The 23698-nt window shown below is 70.5% G+C and carries 26 protein-coding genes; 15 read left to right on the top strand and 11 right to left on the bottom strand.

Annotated elements, in window-relative coordinates; translation table 11 throughout:
- Positions 1-61: 61 nt before the first annotated feature.
- Together AC3WLN_RS15990 and AC3WLN_RS15985 are read left to right on the top strand one after the other, a co-directional pair.
- Positions 62-1045: an SMP-30/gluconolactonase/LRE family protein gene (locus AC3WLN_RS15990; protein WP_492482821.1), complete on the top strand. Its 984-nt coding sequence runs from the start codon at positions 62-64 to the stop codon at positions 1043-1045.
- A 38-nt stretch (positions 1046-1083) separates the two neighbouring features.
- Positions 1084-2271 (top strand): SMP-30/gluconolactonase/LRE family protein, encoded by a 1188-nt coding sequence (locus AC3WLN_RS15985; RefSeq protein WP_492482819.1) that lies wholly within the window; start codon positions 1084-1086, stop codon positions 2269-2271.
- Between the two features lie 4 nt (positions 2272-2275).
- Here the strand turns inward: AC3WLN_RS15985 and ccmB are convergent, their stop codons facing one another.
- Genes ccmB through relB form a run of 4 tightly spaced genes read right to left on the bottom strand, consistent with a single transcriptional unit; the run spans position 2276 to position 4106 of the window.
- Complete coding sequence (gene ccmB, locus AC3WLN_RS15980; protein WP_492482817.1) at positions 2276-2941, bottom strand: heme exporter protein CcmB; 666 nt, start codon at positions 2939-2941, stop codon at positions 2276-2278.
- Positions 2941-3594 (bottom strand): heme ABC exporter ATP-binding protein CcmA, encoded by a 654-nt coding sequence (ccmA, locus tag AC3WLN_RS15975; RefSeq protein WP_492482815.1) that lies wholly within the window; start codon positions 3592-3594, stop codon positions 2941-2943. The genes ccmB and ccmA overlap by 1 nt, the downstream gene beginning before the upstream one ends.
- Positions 3595-3628: 34 nt before the next feature.
- Complete coding sequence (locus AC3WLN_RS15970; RefSeq protein WP_492482813.1) at positions 3629-3898, bottom strand: type II toxin-antitoxin system RelE family toxin; 270 nt, start codon at positions 3896-3898, stop codon at positions 3629-3631.
- Positions 3882-4106 (bottom strand): type II toxin-antitoxin system RelB family antitoxin, encoded by a 225-nt coding sequence (gene relB, locus AC3WLN_RS15965; RefSeq protein WP_492482811.1) that lies wholly within the window; start codon positions 4104-4106, stop codon positions 3882-3884. The genes AC3WLN_RS15970 and relB overlap by 17 nt, the downstream gene beginning before the upstream one ends.
- 302 nt (positions 4107-4408) lie before the next feature.
- Between relB and acnA the strand changes: the two genes are divergently transcribed.
- The 5 genes from acnA (at position 4409) to dprA (ending at position 11403) form a co-directional block, all read left to right on the top strand.
- Complete coding sequence (gene acnA / locus AC3WLN_RS15960; RefSeq protein WP_492482809.1) at positions 4409-7108, top strand: aconitate hydratase AcnA; 2700 nt, start codon at positions 4409-4411, stop codon at positions 7106-7108.
- Between the two features lie 91 nt (positions 7109-7199).
- Positions 7200-7868, top strand: a complete 669-nt coding sequence (locus AC3WLN_RS15955; RefSeq protein ID WP_492482807.1) for a DUF6968 family protein — start codon at positions 7200-7202, stop codon at positions 7866-7868.
- Positions 7869-8275: 407 nt separating this feature from the next.
- Positions 8276-9589 (top strand): dihydroorotase, encoded by a 1314-nt coding sequence (locus AC3WLN_RS15950; RefSeq protein ID WP_492482805.1) that lies wholly within the window; start codon positions 8276-8278, stop codon positions 9587-9589.
- Complete coding sequence (gene plsY / locus AC3WLN_RS15945; protein ID WP_492482803.1) at positions 9586-10194, top strand: glycerol-3-phosphate 1-O-acyltransferase PlsY; 609 nt, start codon at positions 9586-9588, stop codon at positions 10192-10194. Before AC3WLN_RS15950 ends, plsY begins: the two co-directional genes overlap by 4 nt.
- Positions 10195-10227: 33 nt before the next feature.
- On the top strand, positions 10228-11403 hold the full coding sequence (gene dprA, locus AC3WLN_RS15940) for a DNA-processing protein DprA (protein ID WP_492482801.1): 1176 nt from the start codon (positions 10228-10230) through the stop codon (positions 11401-11403).
- Between the two features lie 6 nt (positions 11404-11409).
- Here the strand turns inward: dprA and ruvX are convergent, their stop codons facing one another.
- On the bottom strand, positions 11410-11904 hold the full coding sequence (ruvX, locus tag AC3WLN_RS15935) for a Holliday junction resolvase RuvX (protein WP_492482799.1): 495 nt from the start codon (positions 11902-11904) through the stop codon (positions 11410-11412).
- Between the two features lie 71 nt (positions 11905-11975).
- Positions 11976-12521: an SMI1/KNR4 family protein gene (locus tag AC3WLN_RS15930; RefSeq protein WP_492482798.1), complete on the bottom strand. Its 546-nt coding sequence runs from the start codon at positions 12519-12521 to the stop codon at positions 11976-11978.
- A 113-nt stretch (positions 12522-12634) separates the two neighbouring features.
- Here AC3WLN_RS15930 and AC3WLN_RS15925 point away from each other — a divergent pair, with 113 nt between their 5' ends.
- The 7 genes from AC3WLN_RS15925 to AC3WLN_RS15895 all read left to right on the top strand — a co-directional run bounded on the left by AC3WLN_RS15925 (position 12635) and on the right by AC3WLN_RS15895 (position 17849).
- Positions 12635-12814, top strand: a complete 180-nt coding sequence (locus tag AC3WLN_RS15925; protein ID WP_463776892.1) for a hypothetical protein — start codon at positions 12635-12637, stop codon at positions 12812-12814.
- A gap of 147 nt (positions 12815-12961) precedes the next feature.
- A complete protein-coding gene (gene gatC / locus AC3WLN_RS15920; protein ID WP_243913308.1) occupies positions 12962-13249 on the top strand; it encodes an Asp-tRNA(Asn)/Glu-tRNA(Gln) amidotransferase subunit GatC in 288 nt (95 codons plus the stop codon).
- Positions 13250-13372: 123 nt separating this feature from the next.
- A complete protein-coding gene (gene gatA, locus AC3WLN_RS15915; protein ID WP_492482796.1) occupies positions 13373-14854 on the top strand; it encodes an Asp-tRNA(Asn)/Glu-tRNA(Gln) amidotransferase subunit GatA in 1482 nt (493 codons plus the stop codon).
- A gap of 10 nt (positions 14855-14864) precedes the next feature.
- Positions 14865-15164, top strand: coding sequence for a hypothetical protein (locus AC3WLN_RS15910; RefSeq protein WP_463776902.1), 300 nt, complete (start codon positions 14865-14867; stop codon positions 15162-15164).
- A 68-nt stretch (positions 15165-15232) separates the two neighbouring features.
- Positions 15233-16705, top strand: coding sequence for an Asp-tRNA(Asn)/Glu-tRNA(Gln) amidotransferase subunit GatB (gene gatB, locus AC3WLN_RS15905; RefSeq protein WP_492482794.1), 1473 nt, complete (start codon positions 15233-15235; stop codon positions 16703-16705).
- A gap of 67 nt (positions 16706-16772) precedes the next feature.
- Complete coding sequence (locus AC3WLN_RS15900; RefSeq protein WP_492482792.1) at positions 16773-17249, top strand: GrpB family protein; 477 nt, start codon at positions 16773-16775, stop codon at positions 17247-17249.
- 81 nt (positions 17250-17330) lie between these two features.
- Positions 17331-17849: a GNAT family N-acetyltransferase gene (locus tag AC3WLN_RS15895; RefSeq protein ID WP_492482790.1), complete on the top strand. Its 519-nt coding sequence runs from the start codon at positions 17331-17333 to the stop codon at positions 17847-17849.
- 420 nt (positions 17850-18269) lie between these two features.
- Here AC3WLN_RS15895 and AC3WLN_RS15890 read toward each other — a convergent pair whose 3' ends face one another.
- From AC3WLN_RS15890 to AC3WLN_RS15875, 4 genes are read right to left on the bottom strand one after another with little or no spacing between them, the layout of a single operon-like run.
- Entirely contained in the window at positions 18270-19292 is a 1023-nt protein-coding gene (locus AC3WLN_RS15890) for an efflux RND transporter periplasmic adaptor subunit (RefSeq protein WP_492482789.1), read from the bottom strand.
- A gap of 2 nt (positions 19293-19294) precedes the next feature.
- Complete coding sequence (locus AC3WLN_RS15885; RefSeq protein ID WP_492482787.1) at positions 19295-19489, bottom strand: DUF1656 domain-containing protein; 195 nt, start codon at positions 19487-19489, stop codon at positions 19295-19297.
- Positions 19489-21504: an FUSC family protein gene (locus AC3WLN_RS15880; protein WP_492482785.1), complete on the bottom strand. Its 2016-nt coding sequence runs from the start codon at positions 21502-21504 to the stop codon at positions 19489-19491. Before AC3WLN_RS15880 ends, AC3WLN_RS15885 begins: the two co-directional genes overlap by 1 nt.
- On the bottom strand, positions 21501-21917 hold the full coding sequence (locus AC3WLN_RS15875) for a DUF4345 domain-containing protein (protein WP_492482783.1): 417 nt from the start codon (positions 21915-21917) through the stop codon (positions 21501-21503). Before AC3WLN_RS15875 ends, AC3WLN_RS15880 begins: the two co-directional genes overlap by 4 nt.
- A 406-nt stretch (positions 21918-22323) precedes the next feature.
- On the opposite strand from AC3WLN_RS15875, the gene AC3WLN_RS15870 reads away from it, so the two are divergent.
- The gene (locus AC3WLN_RS15870) at positions 22324-23259 is read left to right on the top strand and encodes a hypothetical protein (protein WP_492482781.1); all 936 of its coding nucleotides are present in this window, start codon (positions 22324-22326) and stop codon (positions 23257-23259) included.
- Positions 23260-23380: 121 nt separating this feature from the next.
- Here the strand turns inward: AC3WLN_RS15870 and AC3WLN_RS15865 are convergent.
- Positions 23381-23698 (bottom strand): M10 family metallopeptidase C-terminal domain-containing protein (locus AC3WLN_RS15865; RefSeq protein ID WP_492482779.1); only part of this gene is annotated, 318 nt, incomplete at its 5' end.

Here is a 23698-nt window from a genome sequence, read left to right as displayed (position 1 = left end):
CACCGCGCCGTCCCCGCACCGGGGCGGCGCGGCCATCGCACCCTGAACCCATCGAGGATCGATGCCGACGATACGACGACGCGCGCTGCTCGCCGGCGCGGGAGCGGCTCTCGCCCTGCGCGGCTGGCCGGCCGCGGCGGCCCCCGTCGTCCGGGTCGACGATCCGCGCCTGCGCGATGTGCTCGATCCCGGCGCGCCGCTGCGCACGCTCTATGCGGGCGGGCGCTGGTGCGAGGGCCTGTGCTACGCGCCCGGCCTCGGCGGCCTGATCGTCAGCGATGTCCGGGCCAACCGGATGGTCCGGATCGCCGACGACGGCGGCACGCGCGTGTTCCGCGATCCCTCGAACAACGCCAACGGCAACACCCTCGACGGCGAGGGCCGCCTCGTCACCTGCGAGCATCGCGGGCGCCGGGTGGTGCGGCGCGAGCCGGACGGGCGTCTCACGGTGCTGGCCGACGCCTTCGGGGGCCAACCGCTGAATTCGCCGAACGACGCCGCCCTGGCCCCGGACGGCGCGATCTGGTTCACCGATCCGGTCTTCGGCATCACCATGCCGGACGAGGGCCTGATGGCGAGGCCTGCGCAAGCGGCCCGGCGGGTCTACCGGATCGACCCGTCCGGCCGGGTCGAGGCCATGACCGACGCCGTCGGCCAGCCCAACGGCATCGCCTTCAGCCCGGACGGCAGCCGCCTCTACGTCAGCGACACCAGCGCCGCCCTGAAGAACCCGGAGGGCGCCCGCACGATCCTGGCCTTTCCGGTGGTCGAGGGCCGCAGGCTCGGCGCGCCCAAACCCTTCGTCACCGTGGAGGCCGGCGTGCCGGACGGCCTTGCGGTGGATGCCGAGGGCCGGGTCTACGCCGCCTGCTTCGACGGCGTGCGGATCTACGCGCCCGACGGCACGGCCCTCGGGCGCATCGCCACCGCCACGGACGCCGCCAACGTCGCCTTCGGCGGCCCGGACGGCCGGCGCCTCTTCATCGGCGCGGGCGCGAACGTCCTCGCCATCGACCTCAAGGTGCGCGGCCCCGCCCGGGGCTGACCCGCCGTTCCCTCGTTCTCGCTCGACCGGATTGCGCCATGACGCTCGCTCGCCGTGACCTCCTCGCTGCCGGCCTCGCCGGTGCCGGCCTTACCGGTGCGGCGGCCCTCTCCCTGCCCGGCGAGGCCGCCGCCGCGGCGCCCCCCGAGGTCGCCACCCGCCGGGCGGCGGGCGGGCTCGAACTCGCCTTCACGGCGAACGCGCCCTCGACCCCCACCGGCCTCGCCATCTCGGCCGGCGGCCGGCGCTTCGTGATGATGCCGCGCTTCAACGCCAGGGTGCCCTATACTCTGGGCGAGGTGCTGGCGGACGGCGCGGTCCGGCCCTACCCGGACATGGCCACGAACCAGCCCGACCCGGAGCAGCCGCAGGCGCGCCTGTTCCACGTGCCCAACGGCGTCTTCGACCGCGACGACACCCTGTGGTGCCTGGATGCCGGCCTGCCGGACGGCTCCGGCCCGCCGGTGAAGGGCGGGCCGAAGCTGGTGCAGATCGACCTCGCCGGCAACCGCATCCGCCGCGTCGTGCCGCTGGAGGCCGGCATCACCCCGACCTCGTCGCTCAACGACCTGCGGGTGGACATCCGCGACGGCTACGCCCGCGCCTACATCACCGACCAGGGCCAGGACGGGGAGGGCGCCATCCTGGCGGTCGATCTCGCCAGCGGCCGGGTGGTGCGCCGCCTCGCGGGTCACGCCAGCACCAAGTCGCAGAAGGGGCTCCTCAAGATCGTCGAGGACCGCCCGGTGGTGCAGCGCAAGGGGGAGGGGCCGCCGCGCCCGGTCCAGGGCGGCGCCAACGGCATCGCGCTCAGCCCCGACGGCCGGCGCCTGTACTACGCCCCCCTGATCGGGCGGCGCCTCTACGCGGTGGAGACCGCCGCGCTCCTCGACCCCGAGACCAGCGACGCGGGCGTGGCGGCCGGCGTCACGGATCTCGGCGAGAAGGGCATGACCGGCGGCCTCACCACCGATTCGAAGGACCGGGTCTACCTCGCCATGCAGGAATTCAACGCGGTCGGCCGACGCGACCCCGACGGCACGGTGGAGATCATCGCCTCCGACCCGCGCCTGATCTGGGCCGACACTTTCTGGATCACCCCGGACCGCTGGCTCCACATCTCGTCCGCCCAGGTGAACCGGCGCCCGGAATACAACGGCGGCGAGGACCTGCAGAAACCGCCCTACGCGATCCTGCGCATGCGGATCGACGCCGATCCGGCCTGAACCCCTATTCCGACCAGCGCAGGGCCGCGGCGGCGGCCAGCGTCCCGATCACGCCCGCGATCAGGCTGAGGGCGCCCAGGATGGCCAGCGGGGTCGTGAACGGGACGGTGCCGCCCAGGGCCGATTCGCTCGCCGAGACGCCGAAGATCAGCGTCGGGATCATCAGCGGCAGCACCACGACCGCCAGGATGAGGCCGCCGCGGCGGATGGAGGCGGTGAGCGCCGCGCCCACCGCGCCCACGAAGGTCAGGGCCGGGGTGCCGACCAGCAGGGTGAGGGCGGTGGCCGCCATCGCCGGGCCGTCGAGGGCGACGAGGAGACCGAACAGGGGCGAGGCCAGCGCCAGCGGCAGGCCGGTGGTGAGCCAGTGGGCCAGCACCTTGGCGAGCACCACCCCCTCCAGGGGGGCGGGCGAGCCGGTCATCAGGTCGAGGGAGCCGTCCTCCTCATCGGCCTGGAACAGGCGGTCGAGGCCGATCAGGGTCGAGAGCACGGCGGCGAGCCAGAGGATCGCCGGGCCGATCCGCGACAGCAGGTTGAGGTCGGGCCCGAGGGCGAAGGGCACCAGGGCGACGATCATCAGGAAGAACACGAGGGAGAGTGCCCCCGAGCCGCCGACGCGGGCGGCGAGGGCGAGGTCGCGGGCGATGAGGGCCCTCAGGGCGCGCATCACCACCAGACCTCGTCGGCGGCCGCCGCCCGGGCCGCGGCCGGTGCGGCGGGTACGGGCGCGGCGATCCGCAGTTCCTGCGCGTCGGCGAGGCCGAGGGCCTGGTGCGTCGCCGCGATCACGAGGCCGCCCGACGCCCGGTGGCGCGCCATCATCCCGGCCAGGACGTCCTGCGAGGCGGCGTCGAGGGCCGCGGTCGGCTCGTCGAGGAGCCAGAGCGGGCGTCGGCAGACGAGGAGGCGGGCCAGCGCCACCCGCCGGCGCTGGCCGGCGGAGAGATAGGCCACGGGCAGCCGCAGGGCGTGGCCGAGCCCGAGTTCCTCCAGGGCCGCGCGCGGGCTCGCCGTCGGCGCGCCGAGGAGGTCGCGGGCGAAGGCGAGGTTCTCCTCGGCCGTCAGCGGGCTCTTGAGCCCGTCGCGATGGCCGACCACGTGCAGGCACTCGGACAGGGTCGCCTCGCCGACCCCGCTCGCCGTGACCGTCCCGGCCTCCGGTTTGAGCCGGCCCGCCAGCACCGCGAGCAGCGTCGACTTGCCGGCCCCGTTGCGCCCGGTGACCATCAGCGCCTCGCCCGGCCCGAGGGCGAAGGACAGGCCCGAGAAGATGCGGCGGCCGGAGCGGCGGACGGCGAGGTCTTGGGCGGTCAGCCGCACGGGGGGTCCTGAATCATGAGCCTCGTCGAAGCGGCTATCGGTAGACGTCGCGGCGGTGCCCGATCTTGATCACGAGGATGCGCAGGGCGTCGTCCTCGATCGCGGCGATCACGCGAAAGTCACCGATCCGGTATTTCCAGAAGATGCCGAGCCGAGACCCCTTCAGGGCCTCGCCAATGGCACGCGGATCGTCCAGTGGCGAGACCCGGTCGCGCAGAAACCCCAGGATGCGCCTGGCGGCCTCCCGATCGAGCCGGGCGAGCTCGCGTTCCGCGGAACGCTCGAATTCAATCCGCCACGCCATAGCGCGACAGCAGATCGTCCAGCGGAACGGTGTCGCTCTCGCCGCTGCGAACAGCCGCGAGGCGCTGCTCGGCGACCTCGAGATCCTCCAGGTTCTCGAGGTGTTCGAGGATGGCGTCTCGCGCGTGGTCGTCCTTGCTCCGGCCCGTGCGCCGGGCCAGCGCCTCCAGGCGGTCTTCGATCTCGGGTGGAAGGCGCAGGGCGAGCATCGGGGTCTCCATCGTGCTTTTCGGAGCCTAGCGCGCGAACCCCCGGCTGGCGAAGGTGCGACCGAACAGATTCCACGCGCTGTCAGGCCCCCGGTAGCGGCCAGTTTCGAAGTGCTCTATAACGCGCGCAGGCTGCGCCGCGCGAGTTTCAGGGCGTCCAAATCGCCCTTCGCGCATCATCCTCACCCGGGCACCCCCGGGGCGGCGCGCGCTTCACAGCGCTCCCAGCCGAACACGTGTTTTCGTGGCGCAGGTTATGCCTGCGCGTGTTCGACCAACCGCTCGCGAGGAATTACAACGCCGTGGCATCGCTCGACAGCTTCCAGTCTCGCCAGACCCTCACCGTCGGAGACAAGTCCTACACCTACTACTCGATTCCCCAGGCCGAGAAGGCCGGCCTCGCCGACGCCACCGCGCTGCCCTTCTCCATGAAGGTGCTGCTCGAGAACCTGCTGCGCTTCGAGGACGACCGCTCGGTCAAGAAGGACGACATCTCGGCCACGGTCGCCTGGCTCGGCAACAAGGGCAAGACCGAGACCGAGATCGCCTTCCGGCCCTCGCGCGTGCTGATGCAGGACTTCACCGGCGTGCCCGCGGTGGTCGACCTCGCCGCGATGCGCGACGCCATGGTGGCGCTCGGCGGCGACCCGCAGAAGATCAACCCGCTGGTGCCCGTCGACCTCGTGATCGACCACTCGGTGATCGTCGACGAGTTCGGCACGCCGAAGGCGCTGGCCGACAACGTCGCGCTGGAATACTCGCGCAACGGCGAGCGCTACACCTTCCTCAAGTGGGGCCAGTCGGCCTTCGACAACTTCTCCGTCGTGCCGCCCGGCACCGGCATCTGCCATCAGGTGAACCTCGAGTTCCTGTCGCAGACCGTGTGGACCAAGAGCGAGGACGGCAGCGAGCTCGCCTATCCGGACAGCCTCGTGGGCACCGATTCGCACACCACCATGGTCAACGGCCTGGCCGTGCTCGGCTGGGGCGTCGGCGGCATCGAGGCCGAGGCCGCGATGCTCGGCCAGCCGCTCTCCATGCTGATCCCCGAGGTCGTCGGCTTCAAGCTGTCGGGCAAGCTGCCCGAGGGCACCACGGCCACCGACCTCGTGCTCACCGTCACTCAGATGCTGCGCAAGAAGGGCGTGGTCGGCAAGTTCGTGGAATTCTACGGCCCCGGCCTCGACGACATGGCGGTGGCCGACCGCGCCACGATCTCCAACATGGCCCCCGAATACGGCGCCACCTGCGGCTTCTTCCCCATCGACCAGAAGACCATCGACTTCCTCACCGTCACCGGCCGCGCCGACGACCGGATCGCCCTGGTGGAGGCCTACGCCAAGGCGCAGGGCATGTGGCGCGACGCGGCCACGCCGGACCCCGTCTTCACCGACACGCTGGAGCTCGACATGGGCGACGTGCGCCCGTCGCTGGCCGGCCCCAAGCGTCCGCAGGACCGGGTGCTCCTCGACGGCGCCAAGCCCGGCTTCGCGCAGTCCATGGAGACCGAGTTCAAGAAGGCGGCCGACATCGCCAAGCGCTATCCCGTGGAGGGCGCCAACTTCGACATCGGCCACGGCGACGTGGTGATCGCCGCCATCACGAGCTGCACCAACACCTCGAACCCGAGCGTGATGATCGGCGCCGGCCTCCTCGCCCGCAACGCGGTCGCCAAGGGCCTGCGCTCCAAGCCCTGGGTGAAGACCTCGCTCGCACCCGGCTCCCAGGTGGTGGCGGAGTACCTGGAGAGCGCCGGCCTGCAGACGCCCCTTGACGCCCTCGGCTTCAACCTCGTCGGCTTCGGCTGCACCACCTGCATCGGCAATTCGGGCCCCCTGCCGGCCCCGATCTCGAAGGCGATCAACGACAACGACGTCGTCGCCGCCGCCGTGCTCTCGGGCAACCGCAACTTCGAGGGCCGCGTGAACCCGGATGTCCGGGCGAACTACCTCGCCTCGCCGCCGCTGGTCGTCGCCTACGCCCTCGCCGGCTCGATGCAGATCGACATCACCACCGAGCCGCTGGGCACGGGGTCGGACGGCCAGCCCGTCTACCTGAAGGACATCTGGCCCTCCTCCGCCGAGGTCCAGGAGTTCATCGAGGCCAACATCACCTCGACCCTGTTCAAGTCCCGCTACGCCGACGTGTTCGGAGGCGACGATTACTGGAAGGCCGTCGAGGTCACCGAGGCCGAGACCTTCAAGTGGGATTCGACCTCCACCTACGTGCAGAACCCGCCCTATTTCGAGGGCATGCAGAAGACCCCGGCCCCGGTGGAGGACGTGGTCGACGCCCGCATCCTCGGCCTGTTCCTCGACTCGATCACCACCGACCACATCTCGCCGGCGGGCAACATCCGGGCGAACTCCCCGGCGGGCGCCTACCTGCAGGAGCACCAGGTCCGGGTGCAGGACTTCAACCAGTACGGCACCCGTCGCGGCAACCACGAAGTCATGATGCGCGGCACCTTCGCCAACATCCGCATCAAGAACCAGATGGTCCGCGACGAGTCCGGCAACGTGGTGGAGGGCGGCTGGACCCTGTTCCAGCCCTCGGGCGAGCGGATGTTCATCTACGACGCCGCGCAGAAGTATCAGGCGCAAGGAACCCCACTCGTCGTCTTCGCCGGCAAGGAATACGGCACCGGTTCCTCGCGCGACTGGGCGGCCAAGGGCACCAAGCTCCTGGGCATTCGGGCCGTGGTGGCCGAGAGCTTCGAGCGCATCCACCGCTCGAACCTCGTCGGCATGGGCATCGTGCCCCTGGTCTTTCAGGGCGACACCTCATGGGCCTCGCTGGGCCTGAAGGGCGACGAGACGGTCTCGATCCGGGGCCTGTCCGGCGACCTGAAGCCGCGCCAGACCATGATCGCGGAGATCACCTCGGCTGACGGCACCAAGCGCGAGATCCCGCTGACCTGCCGCATCGATACCCTCGACGAGCTCGAATACTTCCGCAACGGCGGCATTCTGCCCTACGTCCTGCGCTCGCTGGCCGCGTAAGGATCGGCCGGTTCCGCAGATCGCAATCGCGATTGTGAGGCCTCGCCCGAAAGGGCGGGGCCTTTTTTGCTGACGAAGGGTGGACGGGGATATGTCAGACGTCTCAAAGACCTGCGCAGGAGCCGAGGACGCAACGCGATGGAGCTTAGAGCGTCGCTTCGCCCTGAACCCTCATGATGAAATTCTTGCCAGTTTTTATCGGCCTGAGGCGGTGGGTCGGCGCCTTTGGCGATGCCGCTATCGGATGACCTGGGCGGACAGCGACTTGACGTTTCAGGCCTATGGCGCAGACGGCATGCACGCGTTGCTCGTCGCCACGGAAAGGGTTCACAGAAAGCTGCTGGTCGAAGCGGCCTATCGGGCGGATCATCTTCCATCGGGGGCCGAGGCGAACACCTTGACCTGGATGGGCCGACCTGACCTCGGACTGCCGCCGCTGGGCACGTTCGACACCGCTGCGTTCCATGCAAATCTCATCGCGGATGCTCAGTCTGGCGGAGACGATCTCGACCGCGTCATCCTGGAGGAATGTTCCAGCGAATACCTCAAAGTGGCGAGGATCGCCGCGTCGGCACTCGATGCAATTGGCGCTCGATGCTTTTCAGCAAAGATTTTCGGCGAAATCGGCAGCGATGCGCCCGACCCATCGCTCGATGTCATCCTGGCACGGCTCAAAGCTTTGGTAGAGAATAAAGAGATCGAACTCCAAGGCGATCTGTCCGAGCCGCGATACAGCGAAGTTCGGCGAATGACAGCATAGGTAGGCAATCGCCGAGTCGCGCAGTCACCTGCATCGATGCGCATTTCAGAGACCGGGCACCGGAAGACCGAGTTCTATATCCGCGACGGCACGCTCCTGGATGAGATCGAAGCGACTGCGCCGGTTCTCCGACGCGCGCTTGACGCCAAGCCGCACGCGGTGGAAACGCGGTGGCGATACCCGAAACCGCGACCGTGCAAGGGTTCTCAGGTGCCTCGCTTATCCGATGTTCTTCTACCGACCGCGCCGCACCTGAACCCTACCCCCTTTGCGGAGGAGGGCGACCCTCGCGTGAGCGAGGGTCGGGCGGGGACGAAGTCCAGCAAGAGGGGAGCACCGGGTCCGGAGAGGTCGCCCCCTCTCCCGCCAGCTCCGCAGGCTCTCTCTCCCGCAGAGGGGCGAGGGTGATGAACGTGCGCCCCATCCTCCTGACCAACGCCACGCTCTGCGATCCGGCGACGGGCCGCCAGGCGCCCGGCCATGTCCTCGTGCGCGACGGACTCATCCACGATGTCGGCTGGAGCCCGCTCGCCGGGGTGCCGGACGAGGCCGAGACCATCGATTGCGGCGGCCATGTCCTCAGCCCCGGCCTGATCGATCTGCGCGCCTTCGTGGGCGAGCCCGGGGCCGAGCACCGCGAGACCCTGGCCAGCGCCAGCGCGGCGGCCGCCGCCGGCGGCGTCACCACCCTGGTCTGCATGCCGGACACCAACCCGGTCATCGACGGGCCGGCCATCGTCGATTTCGTGCTGCGCCGGGCCCGCGACACGGCGAGCGTCCACGTCCTGCCGGCCGCCGCCATCACCAAGGGGCTGGCCGGCCAGGAGATGACCGAGTTCGGCCTGCTGCAGGAGGCCGGGGCCGTGGCCTTCACCGACGGCCTCAAGGCGGTGGCGAACGCCCAGGTGATGCGGCGGGCGCTGACCTACGCCCGCGACTTCGGCGCCCTGCTGATGCAGCACGTGGAGGAGCCGGACCTCGTCGGCGACGGCGTGATGAACGAGGGCGAGATGGCCTCCCGCCTCGGGCTCCTCGGCATCCCGCGCGAGGCCGAGACGGTGATGCTGGAGCGCGACATCCGCCTCGTGCGCCTGACCGGGGCGCGCTACCACGCCGCGATGATCTCCTGTGCCGATTCGGTCGAGATCGTGCGCCGGGCCAAGGCGGACGGCCTGCCCGTCACCTGCGGCGCCTCGGTGAACAACCTCGTCCTCAACGAGGGCGACATCGGCCATTACCGCACCTTCTGCCGGCTCTCGCCGCCGCTGCGCCACGAGACCGACCGGCTCGCCCTGGTGGCGGCCCTCAACGACGGTGTGATCGACGTCGTCGTCTCCGACCACAACCCGCAGGACGTCGAGACCAAGCGGCTGCCCTTCGCCGAGGCCGCCGATGGGGCGCTGGGCATCGAGACCCTGCTCGGCGCGGCGCTGCGGCTGGTCCATACCGGCGACGTCGCCCTGCCGCGCCTGCTGGCGGCCCTGACGGCGAACCCGGCGGCCCTCCTCGGGCGCGCCGCCGGCCGCCTCGCGGCCGGGGCGCCGGCCGACCTCGTGCTGATCGACCCGGACCTGCCCTACATCCTCGACAAGCGAACCTTGAAGTCGCGCTCGAAGAACTCGCCCTTCGACGAGGCGCGCCTCCAGGGGGCCGCCATCCTGACCCTGGTGGCGGGACGCGTCGTGTTCCGCGCGCCCGCCGAGACCGAGGCCGCCGCGTGATCGCCCTCGACGAAACGTCCTGGCCCCTCCTGCTGGTGGCGCTGGCGGGGGGCTACCTCCTCGGCTCGATCCCGTTCGGGCTGATCCTGACCCGCTATGCCGGGCTCGGCGACGTGCGGGCGATCGGGTCTGGCAACATCGGCGCCACCAACGTGCTGCGCACCGGGCGCAAGGGCCTGGCCGCCGCGACCCTGCTGGGGGACGCCCTGAAGGGCACGCTCGCGGTGCTGCTCGCCGGCCGCTTCGGGCTGGAGGCGGCGCTCGTGGCCGGCCTCGGCGCCTTCCTAGGGCACCTGTTCCCGGTTTGGCTCGGCTTCAAGGGTGGCAAGGGGGTGGCGACCTTCCTCGGCGTGCTCCTGGCGCTGAGCCCGCTGGGCCTCCTGGCCTTCGCCGCCATCTGGCTCGGCCTCGCCTTCACGCTGAAATACTCCTCCCTGGCGGCGCTGGCGGCCTCGGCTCTGACGCCCCTCGTCCTGTGGGCACTGGGACAGCCTTCGGTTGCAATGCTGTTTCTCCTGCTCGCCGCCCTGCTATGGTGGAAGCACGCGCCCAACATCCGCCGGCTGATCGACGGGACCGAGGGGCGCATCGGGCAGAAGGGCTGAGGCCCGGGCGCCCGCTCCGGAGAGGGGAGGGCGATGCAGCTCACCGATGCCCAGCGTCTCGACTGGCTGCGCCTGATCCGCAGCGAGGGCATCGGCCCGCGCAGCTTCCGCACCCTGATCAACCGCTTCGGCGGCGCCGGCCCGGCCCTCGAGGCCCTGCCGAACCTCACCGGCCGCAGCGGCCGGCGCATCACGCCGCCGAGCCGGGCGGAGGCCGAGGCCGAGATCGCCGCAGCCGGTCGCCTCGGCGCCCGCCTCGTCGCACTCGGGGAGGCGGACTACCCGAAGCTGCTGCAGGCCGCCGATGCGGCCCCGCCGCTGATCGCGGTCCGGGGCGCGACCGCGATCCTCCAGCGTCCCGCCATCGCCCTGGTCGGCTCGCGCAACGCGTCCGCCGCGGGCCTCGCCTTCACGGAGCGCCTCGCCCGCGGGCTCGGCGAGGCCGGCCTCGTCGTGGTCTCGGGGCTGGCGCGGGGCATCGACTCCCGCGCCCATCGGGCGGCCCTGGTACCCGGTACGGTGGCGGTGCTGGCGGGGGGACAGGACCGGATCTACCCGGCCAACCACGCCGCCCTGGTCGAGGCGATCCTGGAGGCGGGCGGGGCGGTGCTGGCCGAGATGCCGATGGGGTGGGAGCCGCGCGGACGCGACTTTCCCCGGCGCAACCGCATCATCTCCGGCCTCGCCTACGGGACCATCGTGGTGGAGGCCGCCCGCCGCTCGGGCTCGCTGATCACCGCCCGCTTCGCCCTGGAACAGGGCCGCGAGGTCTTCGCCGTGCCGGGCTCCCCCCTCGACCCGCGGGCGGAGGGCACCAACGACCTCATCCGACAGGGCGCGACCCTGGTCTCCGATGTGACCCACGTGACGGACGTCATCGCCCCGCTGCTGGCGGGGGGCGCCGATCCGCGGAGCGCCGAGGCCCTGGCCGTAGACCGGCCGGACCTCGCCGATGCGCCGATCTTCTGGGACGAGCTCGACGTCGACGGCATCGTCCTGCCGATGCCCGCCGAGGATTTCGCGGCGCCGGAGCCCGCGGACGACCGCGCCCGCCTCCTTGCCTATCTCAGCCCGACCCCGATCGGGACCGACGAGCTGGCGCGCAGTGCCGGCCTCAGCGTCCGCGTGGTCCAGACCACCCTGCTCGAGCTGGAACTCGACGGGCGCATCGAGCGCCACGGCAGCGGCGCGGTGTCGCTGGTGGGCTGAGGGCCGTCACGCCTCGTCGTCGGGTTCCTCCTCGCCCAGCGCGCGTCGCATCTGGTCGAGGCAGCCCTGCAGGATGTAGGCGGCCGCGAGCATGTCGACGACCTCGCCGCGCTTGGCCCGCGAGGCATCCGCCGCGATGAGCGCGCGGGTGACGGCGGCGGTGGAGAGGCGCTCGTCGCAGTAGAGGACGGGCAGGGGCAGGAGCGGCTTCATGTTGCGCACGAAGGAGCGGGTCGACTGGACCCGCGACCCCTCGCTGCCGTCCATGTTGAGGGGCAGGCCGATGACGAGGCCGCCGACGCCGTGCCGCTCGCACAGGGTCGCCAGGTGCTTCACGTCGGGGGTGAACTTCACCCGCCGGATCGTCTCCAGGGGCGAAGCGATCTGGCGCCCGACATCCGACAGGGCGAGCCCGATCGTCTTGGTGCCGAGGTCGATCCCGATCAGGCGGGGACCGCCCTGCGACGCCTCCGCGAAGGCCCGCATCTCGGCCTCGTCCATGTCCGTCGCTCTCCCGTGCCGCCGCCCGTCCTGCGCGATCCGGCCCGGGCCGGCAAGGGGCTCCGCGCGGATCAGTGCAGCCCGGCGGAGCCTTCGGTGCCGTCGCCGATGAAGCTGGCGGGGAGGGGCTCGGCGCCCATGCCGAGGATGCCGCGCACCGCCGGCCCCTGGCTGCGCCGCATCAGGTCGACGAGGTCGGCCCCGCCGAAGCGAACCGATTCGAGGTCGGCGCCCAGGACCCAGACCTCGTACTCGTCGCGCCCCGGCACCACGTCCCAGAACAGGAACTCGCCGGCCTCCGAGCGGCCGAAGAAGCCGGCCCGCTCGACGACGCCCGGATCGTCGCCCTCCACTTCGAAGCGGTGCTCCGGCCGGTCGCCGAGGACGGCGGCGATGCTGTGGGCGATCAGCTCGGACTGCGCGACGAGGTCGGTCTCCGGGGCCTCGCTCGGGACCGCCACGCGGAAGTGGCCGTTGGCGAGCCCGGCCCCGAGGGTCCGGCAGAAGGCGCGGTAGCTCTCGGGCAGCCCGTAGCCGAGTTCCGCCTCGGCCCGGTCGAGGGCCGCCTCGGTCGCCACCGGACCCGGCGCGCAGGGCGAGAACACCGTCTCCCACATGAAATCGATCTCCGGACCGGGGTTAACCTTAAAGAAGCGTTGTCATAGCCTTGCGGGGACCGGATCGGCCAGAGCATCGTTAATCCATCGTTAAGACGCCGGATATCGACCGCATGACCGACCCGATGCCCCAGCCGCGGCCCGCGCGACGCCGGATGCCCCTGCGGCACAAGCTGATGCTGGCGCTGGCCTGCGAGATCCTGCTCGTCGGGTTCCGGCAGGCGGACGTCTCCCCCGCGCGGGCGGGCATCCTCATCGAGTCGCCGATCCTGCCCCACCACGCCATCGCCTGACGCGGCGGCCTTACGGGCGGCGCGGCGGCCTGAGCGCGGCCCCGGCGTTGCGAGCGCGCGAAGGCGGGTGCTATAGCCCGGCCCGACGCCCCATCGCCCGCGGAACCCCGCCGGACCGCTTGTGGGGCCTGAGGATCTGAAGACAGCATGTCGGTCGACGCAACGACGGTGAGGCGCATCGCGCACCTGGCGCGCATCGCGGTGAGCGAGGACGAGGTCGCCCCCCTGCAGGGCGAGTTGAACGCGATCCTGGCCTTCGTCGAACAACTCGGCGCCGTGGACGTGACGGGGGTCGAGCCCATGACCTCGGTCACCCCGATGGCGATGAAGAAGCGCGCGGACGTGGTCACCGACGGGGCCAAGGCCGACGCCATCGTGGCCAACGCCCCCGAGACCGAGGACCACTACTTCCTCGTGCCGAAGGTCGTCGAATAGGCGCGCGCGCCGCCGACCCGCACACCCGGCCGCCCCGAGGGACGGTCCGCCTGGGCGCCCGACCGGCGGCGACGGCGGAGCCCCGGGACCCCACAGGACGAGCGCCCAGGACTCTCGCAACCCATGACCTCTCTGAACGAACTCACCCTGGCGGAGGCCCGCGACGGGCTCAAGGCCAAGGACTTCTCCGCCGCCGACCTGACCCGGGCGCATCTCGACGCCATGGAGAAGGCGCGAGCGCTGAACGCCTACCTGGTCGAGACGCCCGACCGGGCCCTGGCCATGGCGGAGGCGGCCGATGCGCGGATCGCCGCCGGGCAGGCCCGGCCGCTCGAGGGCATCCCGCTGGGCATCAAGGACCTGTTCTGCACCGAGGGCGTGGCGACCACCGCGGGCTCGAAGATCCTCGAGGGGTTCGTTCCGGCCTACGAATCGGCCGTGACCGCCAATCTGTGGCGCGACGGCGCGGTGATGCTCGGCAAGCTGAACCTCGACGAATTCGCCATGGGCTCGTCCAACGAGACCTCCGCCTACGGCGACGTGGTCTCGCCCTGGCGCCGCGCCGGATCGGACGCCAAGCTGGTGCCGGGCGGCTCGTCGGGCGGCTCCGCGGCGGCGGTGGCCGCCCATCTCTGCCTCGGCGCCACCGCGACCGATACCGGCGGCTCGATCCGCCAGCCCGCCGCCTTCACCGGCACGGTCGGCATCAAGCCGACCTACGGCCGCTGCTCGCGCTGGGGCACCGTCGCCTACGCCTCCTCCCTGGACCAGGCCGGCCCGATCGCCCGCACGGTGCGCGACTGCGCGATCCTGCTCGGCTCGATGGCCGGGGAGGACGCGCGCGACACCACCTGCGCGGACCTGCCCGTGCCGGACTTCGAGGCGGCGGTCGCCCGCGGCGTGAAGGGGCTGACCATCGGCATCCCGAAGGAATACCGGGTCGCGGGCATGTCCGGCGAGATCCAGGCGCTCTGGGACCGGGGCGCGGCGATGCTGAAGGATGCCGGCGCCACGGTGCGGGAGATCTCGCTGCCGCACACGCAATATGCCCTGCCAGCCTACTACATCGTCGCCCCGGCGGAGGCCTCCTCGAACCTCGCCCGCTACGACGGCGTGCGCTACGGCCTGCGCGTGCCCGGCAAGGACATCGCCGGCCTCTACGAGAACACCCGCGCCGCCGGCTTCGGCCGCGAGGTGAAGCGCCGCATCATGATCGGCACCTACGTGCTCTCGGCGGGCTACTACGACGCCTATTACGTCCGCGCCCAGCGCATCCGCACCCTGATCAAGCGCGACTTCGAAGAGGCCTACGCCGCCGGCATCGACGCCATCCTGACGCCGGCGACCCCCTCGGCCGCCTTCGGCATCGGCGAGAAGGGCTCGGGCGACCCCGTCGAGATGTACCTGCAGGACGTCTTCACCATCACGGTCAACATGGCGGGCCTGCCCGGCATCTCGGTGCCGGCCGGCCTCGACGCGCAAGGGTTGCCCCTCGGGCTCCAACTCATCGGCCGGCCCTTCGACGAGGAGACCCTGTTCGCCGCCGCCCAGGTGATCGAGGACGCCGCCGGACGCACCAAGCTGCCCGCCGCGTGGTGGGCATGAGGCGCCCCCGATGACCGTCCCGGTCTATCCCTTCGACGTCTGGATCTGGGCCGCCTTCGATCCGGTGCTGATCGCCATCGCCCTGGTGATGGGCTGGAAGTCGGACCAGTTCGTGAAGGTCATCCTCGTGTCGCTGATGGCCTTCGCGGTCTCGGTGCTGGTGTCGTGGGGCCTCACCGCGATCGGCATTCCCTGGCCGGCGCCGGTGAGCCACGACGGGCCGACCTTCTTCCCCGTGCGCTGGATCGCCGGCTTCGCCTGGGGCACCCTGGGCTTCCTGGCGCACCAGCTCTACCGCCTGCGCGCTTGACCGCGCCGGCCGGCACTTCCACTTTTCCGGCGCGCATCCGCGCCCCGCAACGCTGAATCCGGGCCATCATGACCGCAGCCGTGAACCCCAAGAAGCTCATCAAGGGCGGCCTGCACGACTGGGAGGTCGTGATCGGCATGGAGATCCACGCCCAGGTCACGAGCCGCTCCAAGCTGTTCTCCGGCGCCTCGACGGAATTCGGCGGCGAGCCGAACGACCACGTCTCCCTGGTGGACGCGGCCATGCCCGGCATGCTGCCGGTCATCAACGAGGAGTGCGTGGCCCAGGCCGTGCGCACGGGCCTCGGCCTGAAGGCGCGGATCAACCACCGCTCGGTGTTCGACCGGAAGAACTACTTCTACCCGGACCTGCCGCAGGGCTACCAGATCAGCCAGTTCAAGGACCCGATCGTCGGCGAGGGCGAGGTGCTGGTCGACCTGCCCGACGGCGAATCGATCACCGTCGGCATCGAGCGGCTGCACCTGGAGCAGGATGCGGGCAAGTCCCTGCACGACCAGAACCCGACCCAGAGCTTCGTCGACCTCAACCGCTCCGGCGTCGCCCTGATGGAGATCGTCTCGCGGCCGGATCTGCGCTCGTCGGAGGAGGCGCGCGCCTACGTGACCAAGCTGCGCACCATCCTGCGCTACCTCGGCACCTGCGACGGCGACATGGAGAAGGGCTCGCTGCGCGCCGACGTCAACGTCTCCGTGCGCAAGCCCGGCGATCCGCTCGGGACCCGTTGCGAGATCAAGAACGTCAACTCGATCCGCTTCATCGGCCAGGCCATCGAGACCGAGGCGCGGCGCCAGATCGCGATCATCGAGGATGGCGGCACGATCAGCCAGGAGACTCGCCTGTTCGATCCGGGCAAGGGCGAGACCCGCTCCATGCGCTCGAAGGAAGAGGCGCACGATTACCGCTACTTCCCCGACCCGGACCTGCTGCCGCTGGAATTCGACCAGGCCTATGTCGACGCCCTCGCGGCCGGCCTGCCGGAGCTGCCGGACGCCAAGAAGGCGCGCTTCATCGCATCCTACGGGCTGTCGCCCTACGATGCCGGCGTGCTCATCGCCGAGCGCGCCTCCGCCGACTACTTCGAGGCGGTGGCCAAGGGCCGCGACGGCAAGGCCGCGGCGAACTGGGTGATCAACGAGCTGTTCGGGCGCCTGAACAAGGAAGGCCACAGCATCGAGACCAGTCCGGTCTCGGCCGACCAGCTCGGCGCCATCGTCGACCTCATCGGCGAGGGCGTGATCTCGGGCAAGATCGCCAAGGACCTGTTCGAGATCGTCTGGTCCGAGGGCGGCGACCCGCGCCAGATCGTCGATGCGCGCGGCCTGAAGCAGGTCACCGACACCGGCGCCATCGAGGCCGCCGTGGACGAGATCATCGCCAAGAACCCCGACAAGGTTCAGCAGGCCCGCGAGAAGCCGACTCTGCTGGGCTGGTTCGTCGGCCAGACCATGAAGGCCACCGGGGGCAAGGCCAACCCGGCGGCGGTGAACGCCCTGCTGAAGGCGAAGCTCGGGATCGAATAGGGACGGGGCATCCCGTTCACCGGGACGGCCCTCCGCCCGCCATCGCCAAGAGGGCAGGATTCCAGACGTGGATCACCTTCGGCTCGTCGCGGAAACCGGGCGCGCCGCCGCCGCAGCGGAGACGCTCTACGCCCGCATCCGGCGGGCGATCCAACCCGTGCTGCCCGCTTCGGCCGACATCCGGCATCTCGGGGCCACCGCCATTCCGGGGTGCCTGACGAAGGGCGACCTCGATCTCGTGGTGCGGGTCGATGCCGATGACTTCCCCGCAGCCGAGGAACGGCTCGCCGCGCTCTTCACCCGGAATGCCGGCTCGATCCGAACGGCCGATTTCGCCGCCTTCGCGGATGACGCGCAGCCTCTTCCCATCGGTATCCAGCTGACCGCCAAGGGCGGGCCCTTCGACGTCTTCCACCACTTCGCGACGTCCTGTGCGGGAATGCGCTCCTGCTGGCGCGTTACAACGCCCTCAAGAGGCGCTTTGACGGACTTCCGATGGATGCCTATCGCGCCGAAAAGGCGCACTTCATCGTCGATGTTCTGAGACGGCAGCGCTGAACGCCCTCCCGAAGGCCAAGGCGGCGATCGAGGGGTCTCCCGAGACGCCGACGACGAGGATCAGATTTTGAGTTCGTACTACACTGATACGGTCCGCAGGCTCCGGCCGAGAGACGCGGCAGTTTTTCGGACGCTGCGCCTCGACAGCCTCGCCCGGCACCCGGAAGCCTTCGGCGCATCCTGGGAGGCCGAAGCCGAACAACCGCTCACCTGGTTCACGGCCACCCTCGAGAACCACGCTGTCTTCGGGGCCTGGTGGAGGGACGATGAACTCGTCGGCGCAGCCGGTCTCTACATCCCGGAGGCATCCAAGCTTCGCCACAAGGGGACGCTGTGGGGCGTCTTCGTCAGGCCGGACGCGCGCGGAGCCGGCGTCGGAACGGCGCTGATCAAGGCCGTCATCGACCATGCGGCGACCTGTGTCGAGGATATTGGCCTATCCGTCGGGGCAACCAACACAACCGCGATCCGGCGCTATGAAGCCGCCGGCTTCGTGCCTTACGGTCTGGAACCCCGTGCCCTCAAGGTTGCCGATGCGTATTATGCGGAAGTCTTGATGATCTTGAACCTCAACCGTGCCGGTTGAGTTTGATGAATCGGCGGCGGAAGCGGCCGAGGTGGGGCTTGGTGCATGTCTGAAGTCGTGCCGTGCTGGCCGCTTCTGCGCCCCGGAGACCGCTTCCGTCCCGTAATTCGCGTGTGCGCTGCTCAACGTCCAGGTCGAATCAGCCCTGGATGATCGCCGCAGCTATCTGCTGGGGTGGAGTCATTCCCACATCTCCTGCGTCCGGTCGGTCGTGATCGTTATCCGATCAAGGCCTCCTCGTTGCTTGAGCTGTGCTTTGCCGTCGAAGCACCACATCAAGGTGCGACCAGATCGCGGATGCGTCAAGAGCCTATTTGCACGATTTCCCGACTGTATTCATTCCCGTCGCCACAGCGTTGAAATATCTTGTCGCGGCAGTCGGTTGGGCGCGGCTGCAACCGCTCGCCCCGGCGCCACAGCCTACGGGGTGGGGGCTGCAGTCCCCGAGAAGCGGCTGCGCAGGCGGGCGAGCCAGTCCTGGCGGTGGCTGCCGGGCTCGCCCACCGAGACGGTGGCGGTCATGCCGGCGACCAGGGTCACGCCCTCGGGCACCTGTTCGATCCGGATGCGCACCGGCACGCGCTGGGCGAGGCGGACCCAGGTGTAGACCGGGTCGACATTGGGCAGGCCCTGGGTGCTGGCGGTGGCGTTGGCGGTGCTGATGCCCAGGGTGATGCTCTCCACCGTGCCGCGGATCAGCGGATCGTAGCCGAGGAGCTCGGCCGAGACCGGATCGCCCACGCGGATATGGGCCATCTTGGTTTCCTCGAAATAGCCGTCGATCCAGAACGAATCGGTGTCGATGATGGCGATGTTGACGGTGCCGGTGGTGGCGTAGTCCCCCGGGCGCAGCAGGAGGTTCGTCACCCGGCCGTTCACGGGCGAGCGGACCTGCGTGCGCTGGAGGTTGATCTTGGCCTGCGAGAGCTGCGCCTTGGCGGAGGCCACCGCCGCCTGGGCGATCTTGGCGGTGCCGGCGAATTGCTGCTTCTCCTCGACGGAGGTCGAGAGAGTGGTCAGCGCCTCGCGCCGGGCGGCCTGGGTCTGCTTGACTTGGAGGTCCGCCTCCCGGTTGTCGAGCTCGGCCTGGGCCGAGGTCACCGAGACCTCGAAATCGAACGGATCGATGACGTAGAGGATGTCGCCCTTCTTCACGGCCTGGTTGTCGACGACGCGCAGCTCCGTGATCTGGCCCGAGACCTGAGGCGCCACGCTGGCGACCTGCACGCGCACCCGGCCGTCGCGGGTCCAGGGGGCGGTGACGTAGAACTGCCAGACGAGGGCCGCCGCGACGAAGGCGCAGGCCAGGATGAGCCCGGTGATCAGCAGGCGGAGCATCCGGCGTCCGCGCCCGGGCGCGCGCGGGCTGGTGTCGGGCTCGGGCGCGCGGGAGCGGGCCTCCGGGGCTGCTGCGGCGGTCTCGGCGGGCGGATCTTGGGCCATCGTCACAGGAACACGATCAGGAGGGCGAGGATGCAGACGTAGAGGCCGGCCTCCGCCAGGGGCGGGTTGGCGACGTAGCGGGCGATGCGCAGGCGCGCGAAGAGCAGGCGGAGCATCACCAGGATCGCCAGCGCCCCGGCGGCATAGGCCACGAAGGGCGAGAGCAGCACGCCGCCGAGATCGAGGTCGCTGCGCATCAGGCGGCCCGGATGCCGAGGCGGCGCAGGAAGCGCCCCTGGCCCTCGGCGACGAGGGCGGCGGTGGCGAGGTCGCTGACCGCACGGGCGAGGTGCAGGCGGGTGGCCGGCGCGGCCTCGCGGCCCGCCGCCAGCAGCGCCGCGGCGGCCGCGCGCATGCGCGCGGCCTCGACGCTCGCGAGGGCGGCGCGGGCCCGGTCCGCGGCCGCCGCGAGGGCACCGTCCCGGGCGAGACCGCGCAGCTGCGCATGCGCCCGGGCGGCCGCGGATTCCATCCGGGCGAGCTCGAAGGCATGGTCGAGGCTCGCCCGCCGCACGGCGGCGCTGCCGGAACTCCAGCGGGCGAATTGCAGCAGGCGGTCGCTGTTGAGGCTGGTCCGGGTCGTGGCGTCGCCGCCGCGCCCCGCCAGGGCGTCGACCAGGGCGCGCCGGGCCGAATCGAGGGCGAAGGCGCGGTGCCGGGCGTTCGAGATCGGCAGGATGACCCGGACGGTGAAGAACAGGATCAGCGCCGCGAAGACCACCAGGAAGGCGTTGGTGAGGAACCCTTGCGGATCGTAGCTCTGCGGATTGGCCGGCGAGAGCAGCACGGGGAAGAACACCAGCAGGATGAAGCCGATGCCGAAGGTCGGCGGGTTGAGGCTGAGGAAGCAGGCGGCGAAGACGACCGGCGCGATGGCGATCGCCAGCAGCGGAAAACCCTGCACGCCGGCGAGCGCCCCGTACAGGACGATCCCGGCGCAGAGGGCGGCCAGCGGCATCCCGATCAGCACGCCCTTGGCGAAGACCCGCGGGTCGGGCGTGATCGAGGAGAGCGAGCAGGTCGCCGCCACCTGGACCAGGGCGAAGGAGGTGGCGGGCCAGCCCGTCGCGACGAGGAGGAGGGCGGTGAGGCCGAAGGCGATCACCACCCGCATGGCACCCCGCAGGGCCTCGGGCACGTCGCGGTGGGTCGGAAGCGGCACGTCGCGCAAGGGGCGCCCGCCGCAGGCGAGGACCCGGTGGCCGTCCGCGGCGAACCGGGCCGCGCGGGCGAAGTCGAGGGCGCGCTGCAGGGCGAGGATCGCGTCGAGGGGCTGGTCGCCCGTGCGCACGGCTTCGTCGACGAGGCCCGACAGACGCGCCACGGCCCGGTCCGGCTCGCCCGCCGGGTCGGTCAGGCCGAGGCAGAGGTCGCGGGCCTCCGCTACGGCGGGAGGCGGGTCGGAGAGCCGGGCCAGCGCCGCCCGGAGGTGGCGCGCGGCCGCCGCCATCACGTAGAGCGCCGCGATGGCGCTGCGGGCGCCGGCGGCCCGGTCCGGTCCGTCGTCGAGTTCGCCCGCGATGGCGCTGGCATCGCCCCGGAGGGCGGCGATCTTCCGGATCAGCGCGGCGGTGCGCTCGGAGCCTGGATCGCCCCGGGTCAGGGTCTCGCGGGCAAAGGCGCGGGTCTCCGCCAGGGCGTCGCCCAGGCTGTCGCGGACGCTGCGCCAGAGGCTCGGCGAGCCGAGGGCGTCGTTGATGAAGGTGATCGCCACGATGCCGAGGGTGATCGCCGCGACCCGGTCGACCGCCGCATCGAAGGTGCTCTGGGGCGTGTCGATATGGGCGATGGCGATGATGGCCACGGTGTAGCCCGACAGCATGGCGCCGTAGGCCCGGGTGTCCTGCAGGAAGTGGGCGGTGAAGACGCAGACGCCGAGCCAGGTCGCGAAGGCGACGAGGAGCACCACCCGGTCCTGCGCGAACAGCGCCATCAGGACGATGGCCACGGCCGCCCCCACGAGGGTGCCGAGGAAGCGGTAGAGCGCCTTCGACAGGGCCTGGCCGCGCTTGGGCTGGGCCAGGATCGCGACGCAGACGGCCGCCGAGGAGGCGCTCGACAGCTGCAGCCAGAAGGCCGCGTAGAGCGCCAGCACCATGGCGAGCCAGATCCGCACGGCGAAGGCCCAGGCGGCGGGCTTCGGGACCACGCGCTCGAGGGCGGCGAGCGCCCGCTCGGGCAGGCGGGGGCGGCTGTCGGCGCGCGTGCTCACACGGCGACCCCGCGGGCCATCGCGTCGGCAGCGCGCGCCGCGACCCGGGCCTGCCACAGGCAGAGCAGCGGGGTGACGAGGAGTTCGACCGCCAGCGCCGCCAGCATCAGGAACGACGGCAGGCCGGTCAGCGCCCAGCCGAGCAGGCGCGCGAGGCCGCCGAGTGCCACCACCAGGGTGAGGAAGCGGAACAGAGTGGTCTTGGCCGCGATGCCGGGCACGCAGGTCCAGAACAGGATGCCGATGCCCATGTGCAGGCCGGACAGGTAGCGGAAGTGGCTGTCGGCGGAGACGTCGACGAGACCGCCGCGGCCGATCCCGTTGAGGCCGAACAGCACGCCGTAGAAGCCGGAGGCCACCGGGACCAGGGCCATCACCGCCACCGCGCGCTGCAGCGCCTGCCGTTCCCGCATCGTCGCGTCCGTCCGGAATCACCCTGTCAGGAACGGAAACCGGGACGGTCAGGCTTACGTTCCTCGGCCCTTCGCGAAAGGCCCCGAACCGCCCGGGACGGACCGCGGGCGGCGTGTCGGATCAGGCCTTCACCTGCTTCAGACGCTTCACGCGCTTGGTGTAAGAGGATGAAAATCCTGTGCAAGATACTGAGTCTTTGTGATACAAGGGTTTTTCGGCGCGGAACGGTATACAGAAGCTGTATTCTCGGCCATGGGCGCAGAGCGGCGGATCAAGCGATAGTCGGGTCGGAGGGACTCGTCGCGGCATCAATTCCTGGGTCGGGTTCGGGCAGATCTGATGGATCGGATGCGGGGGCGCAAGATCACACCTGTGCTACCGGCGGCCGGATCGGAACCCGAACACATGGTCACGGTCACCGCCGGCCGGCTCATGAAATTCAGCCTCGCGACGCGCGATGCAGCGACCGGGATGCTTCGAGGGAAGTCTGTCGAGGCGGATCTTGCCCGCGTGTACGATGCGGCACGGCGTGGCCCGGCCGCGCTGTCGCAACGCCAGATCCTGGCCCTGTCCGGGGAAGTCTACAGGCAACTCGTCTCCCAGAACGACGAGAACCCCGGCACGGCTGAGGAGTGGGAGCGCTTCAAGGCCCTGACGCGTGCGGCATTGGAGAACAAGATTCCCGGCGCTCCCGAGATCTCCCACCAGGGGAGGGCGGATGACGAGATCGTGGCCGAGCTTCTGTTCGGCTCCGATATGACCGCCGACATCGATGCGGCCGAACCGACCTGGGGCACACGCGCTTTGGAACAGCGGTGTGGCCGGCTGGCATTCTGGGTCCTGGGACGGCACGGCTTGGAGATCGACAGCGAGTCCAGGCTGCGCTTGTTGCAGGAGGTCGCACGGGCAGCGCTTCAGGCCGCTTGGACGCTCAAGTCCATGAGCCGAGGGAATTACGCACCGGACCCGCAGGCCAACCGCTTCCCGGAGTGGCGTGAGATGGTCGTCACGGAAGCGCCGGTTGCGAGCTTCGATGCTGTCCATCGCCAATGGTGCAAGACCGAGAAAGCCCGTCCGGCCTCCCAGGCCAATCGGCGCAGAGCCATCCAGGACTTCTCGGCGCATGCCGGTCTTCTGACCTCGCTTCATGTCCAGTTCCTTCGGTCCTGGCTGATCCTCTCAATCAGCCCGGTCCAAAGCCAGCCAGTCACGTCACGCGTAGCCCCGCGCATCCATCGTCGAACAGGTCTCGGGCCCGCACAGAGAGGCCCCGGATTGACGACCTTTGCCCCAATGCGCTGGGCTAGCCCACGCAGCCGCGTCTCCAGGGCCTCGAACTAGGTGCAATCGATACCGTTCAGATCGGCGATGCGGCTGCCGCGGAAGATCCGCCTCGAGAACTCGATTTTATAGTCTGCTCGAGTGGCAGCGGCTCTATTTGAATGCGAATTTATACCGCATCTCATAGAATAAAATCGCTGACGCTCAGGTTTGTAGCGGTGACGAGGAACTGGAAGTCGGCCACCTTGTCGCCGGTGATGTCGCCGGAGACCAGGAGGTTGCCGTTGGTGGCCTTGGCATAGTGCAGCTCGCCAGCCCGACCGGTGAACGCGGCGGTTCCGAGCCAGGCGAAGGGCTGCAGGCCCGCCTGGACCGGATTGGCATCCAGGCCCGACAGGTCGATCCGGTCCCCCTGGGACGCGTAGAAGTCGGCGACCACGTCCATTGCCGATGCGGGACCAAAGTCGAGCATGCTCGTAAACGCGAAGGTGTCGGCGCC

This window comes from Methylobacterium sp. FW306-05-D, from assembly GCF_058782155.1.
This window is presented reverse-complemented; position numbering and strand designations above follow the sequence as displayed.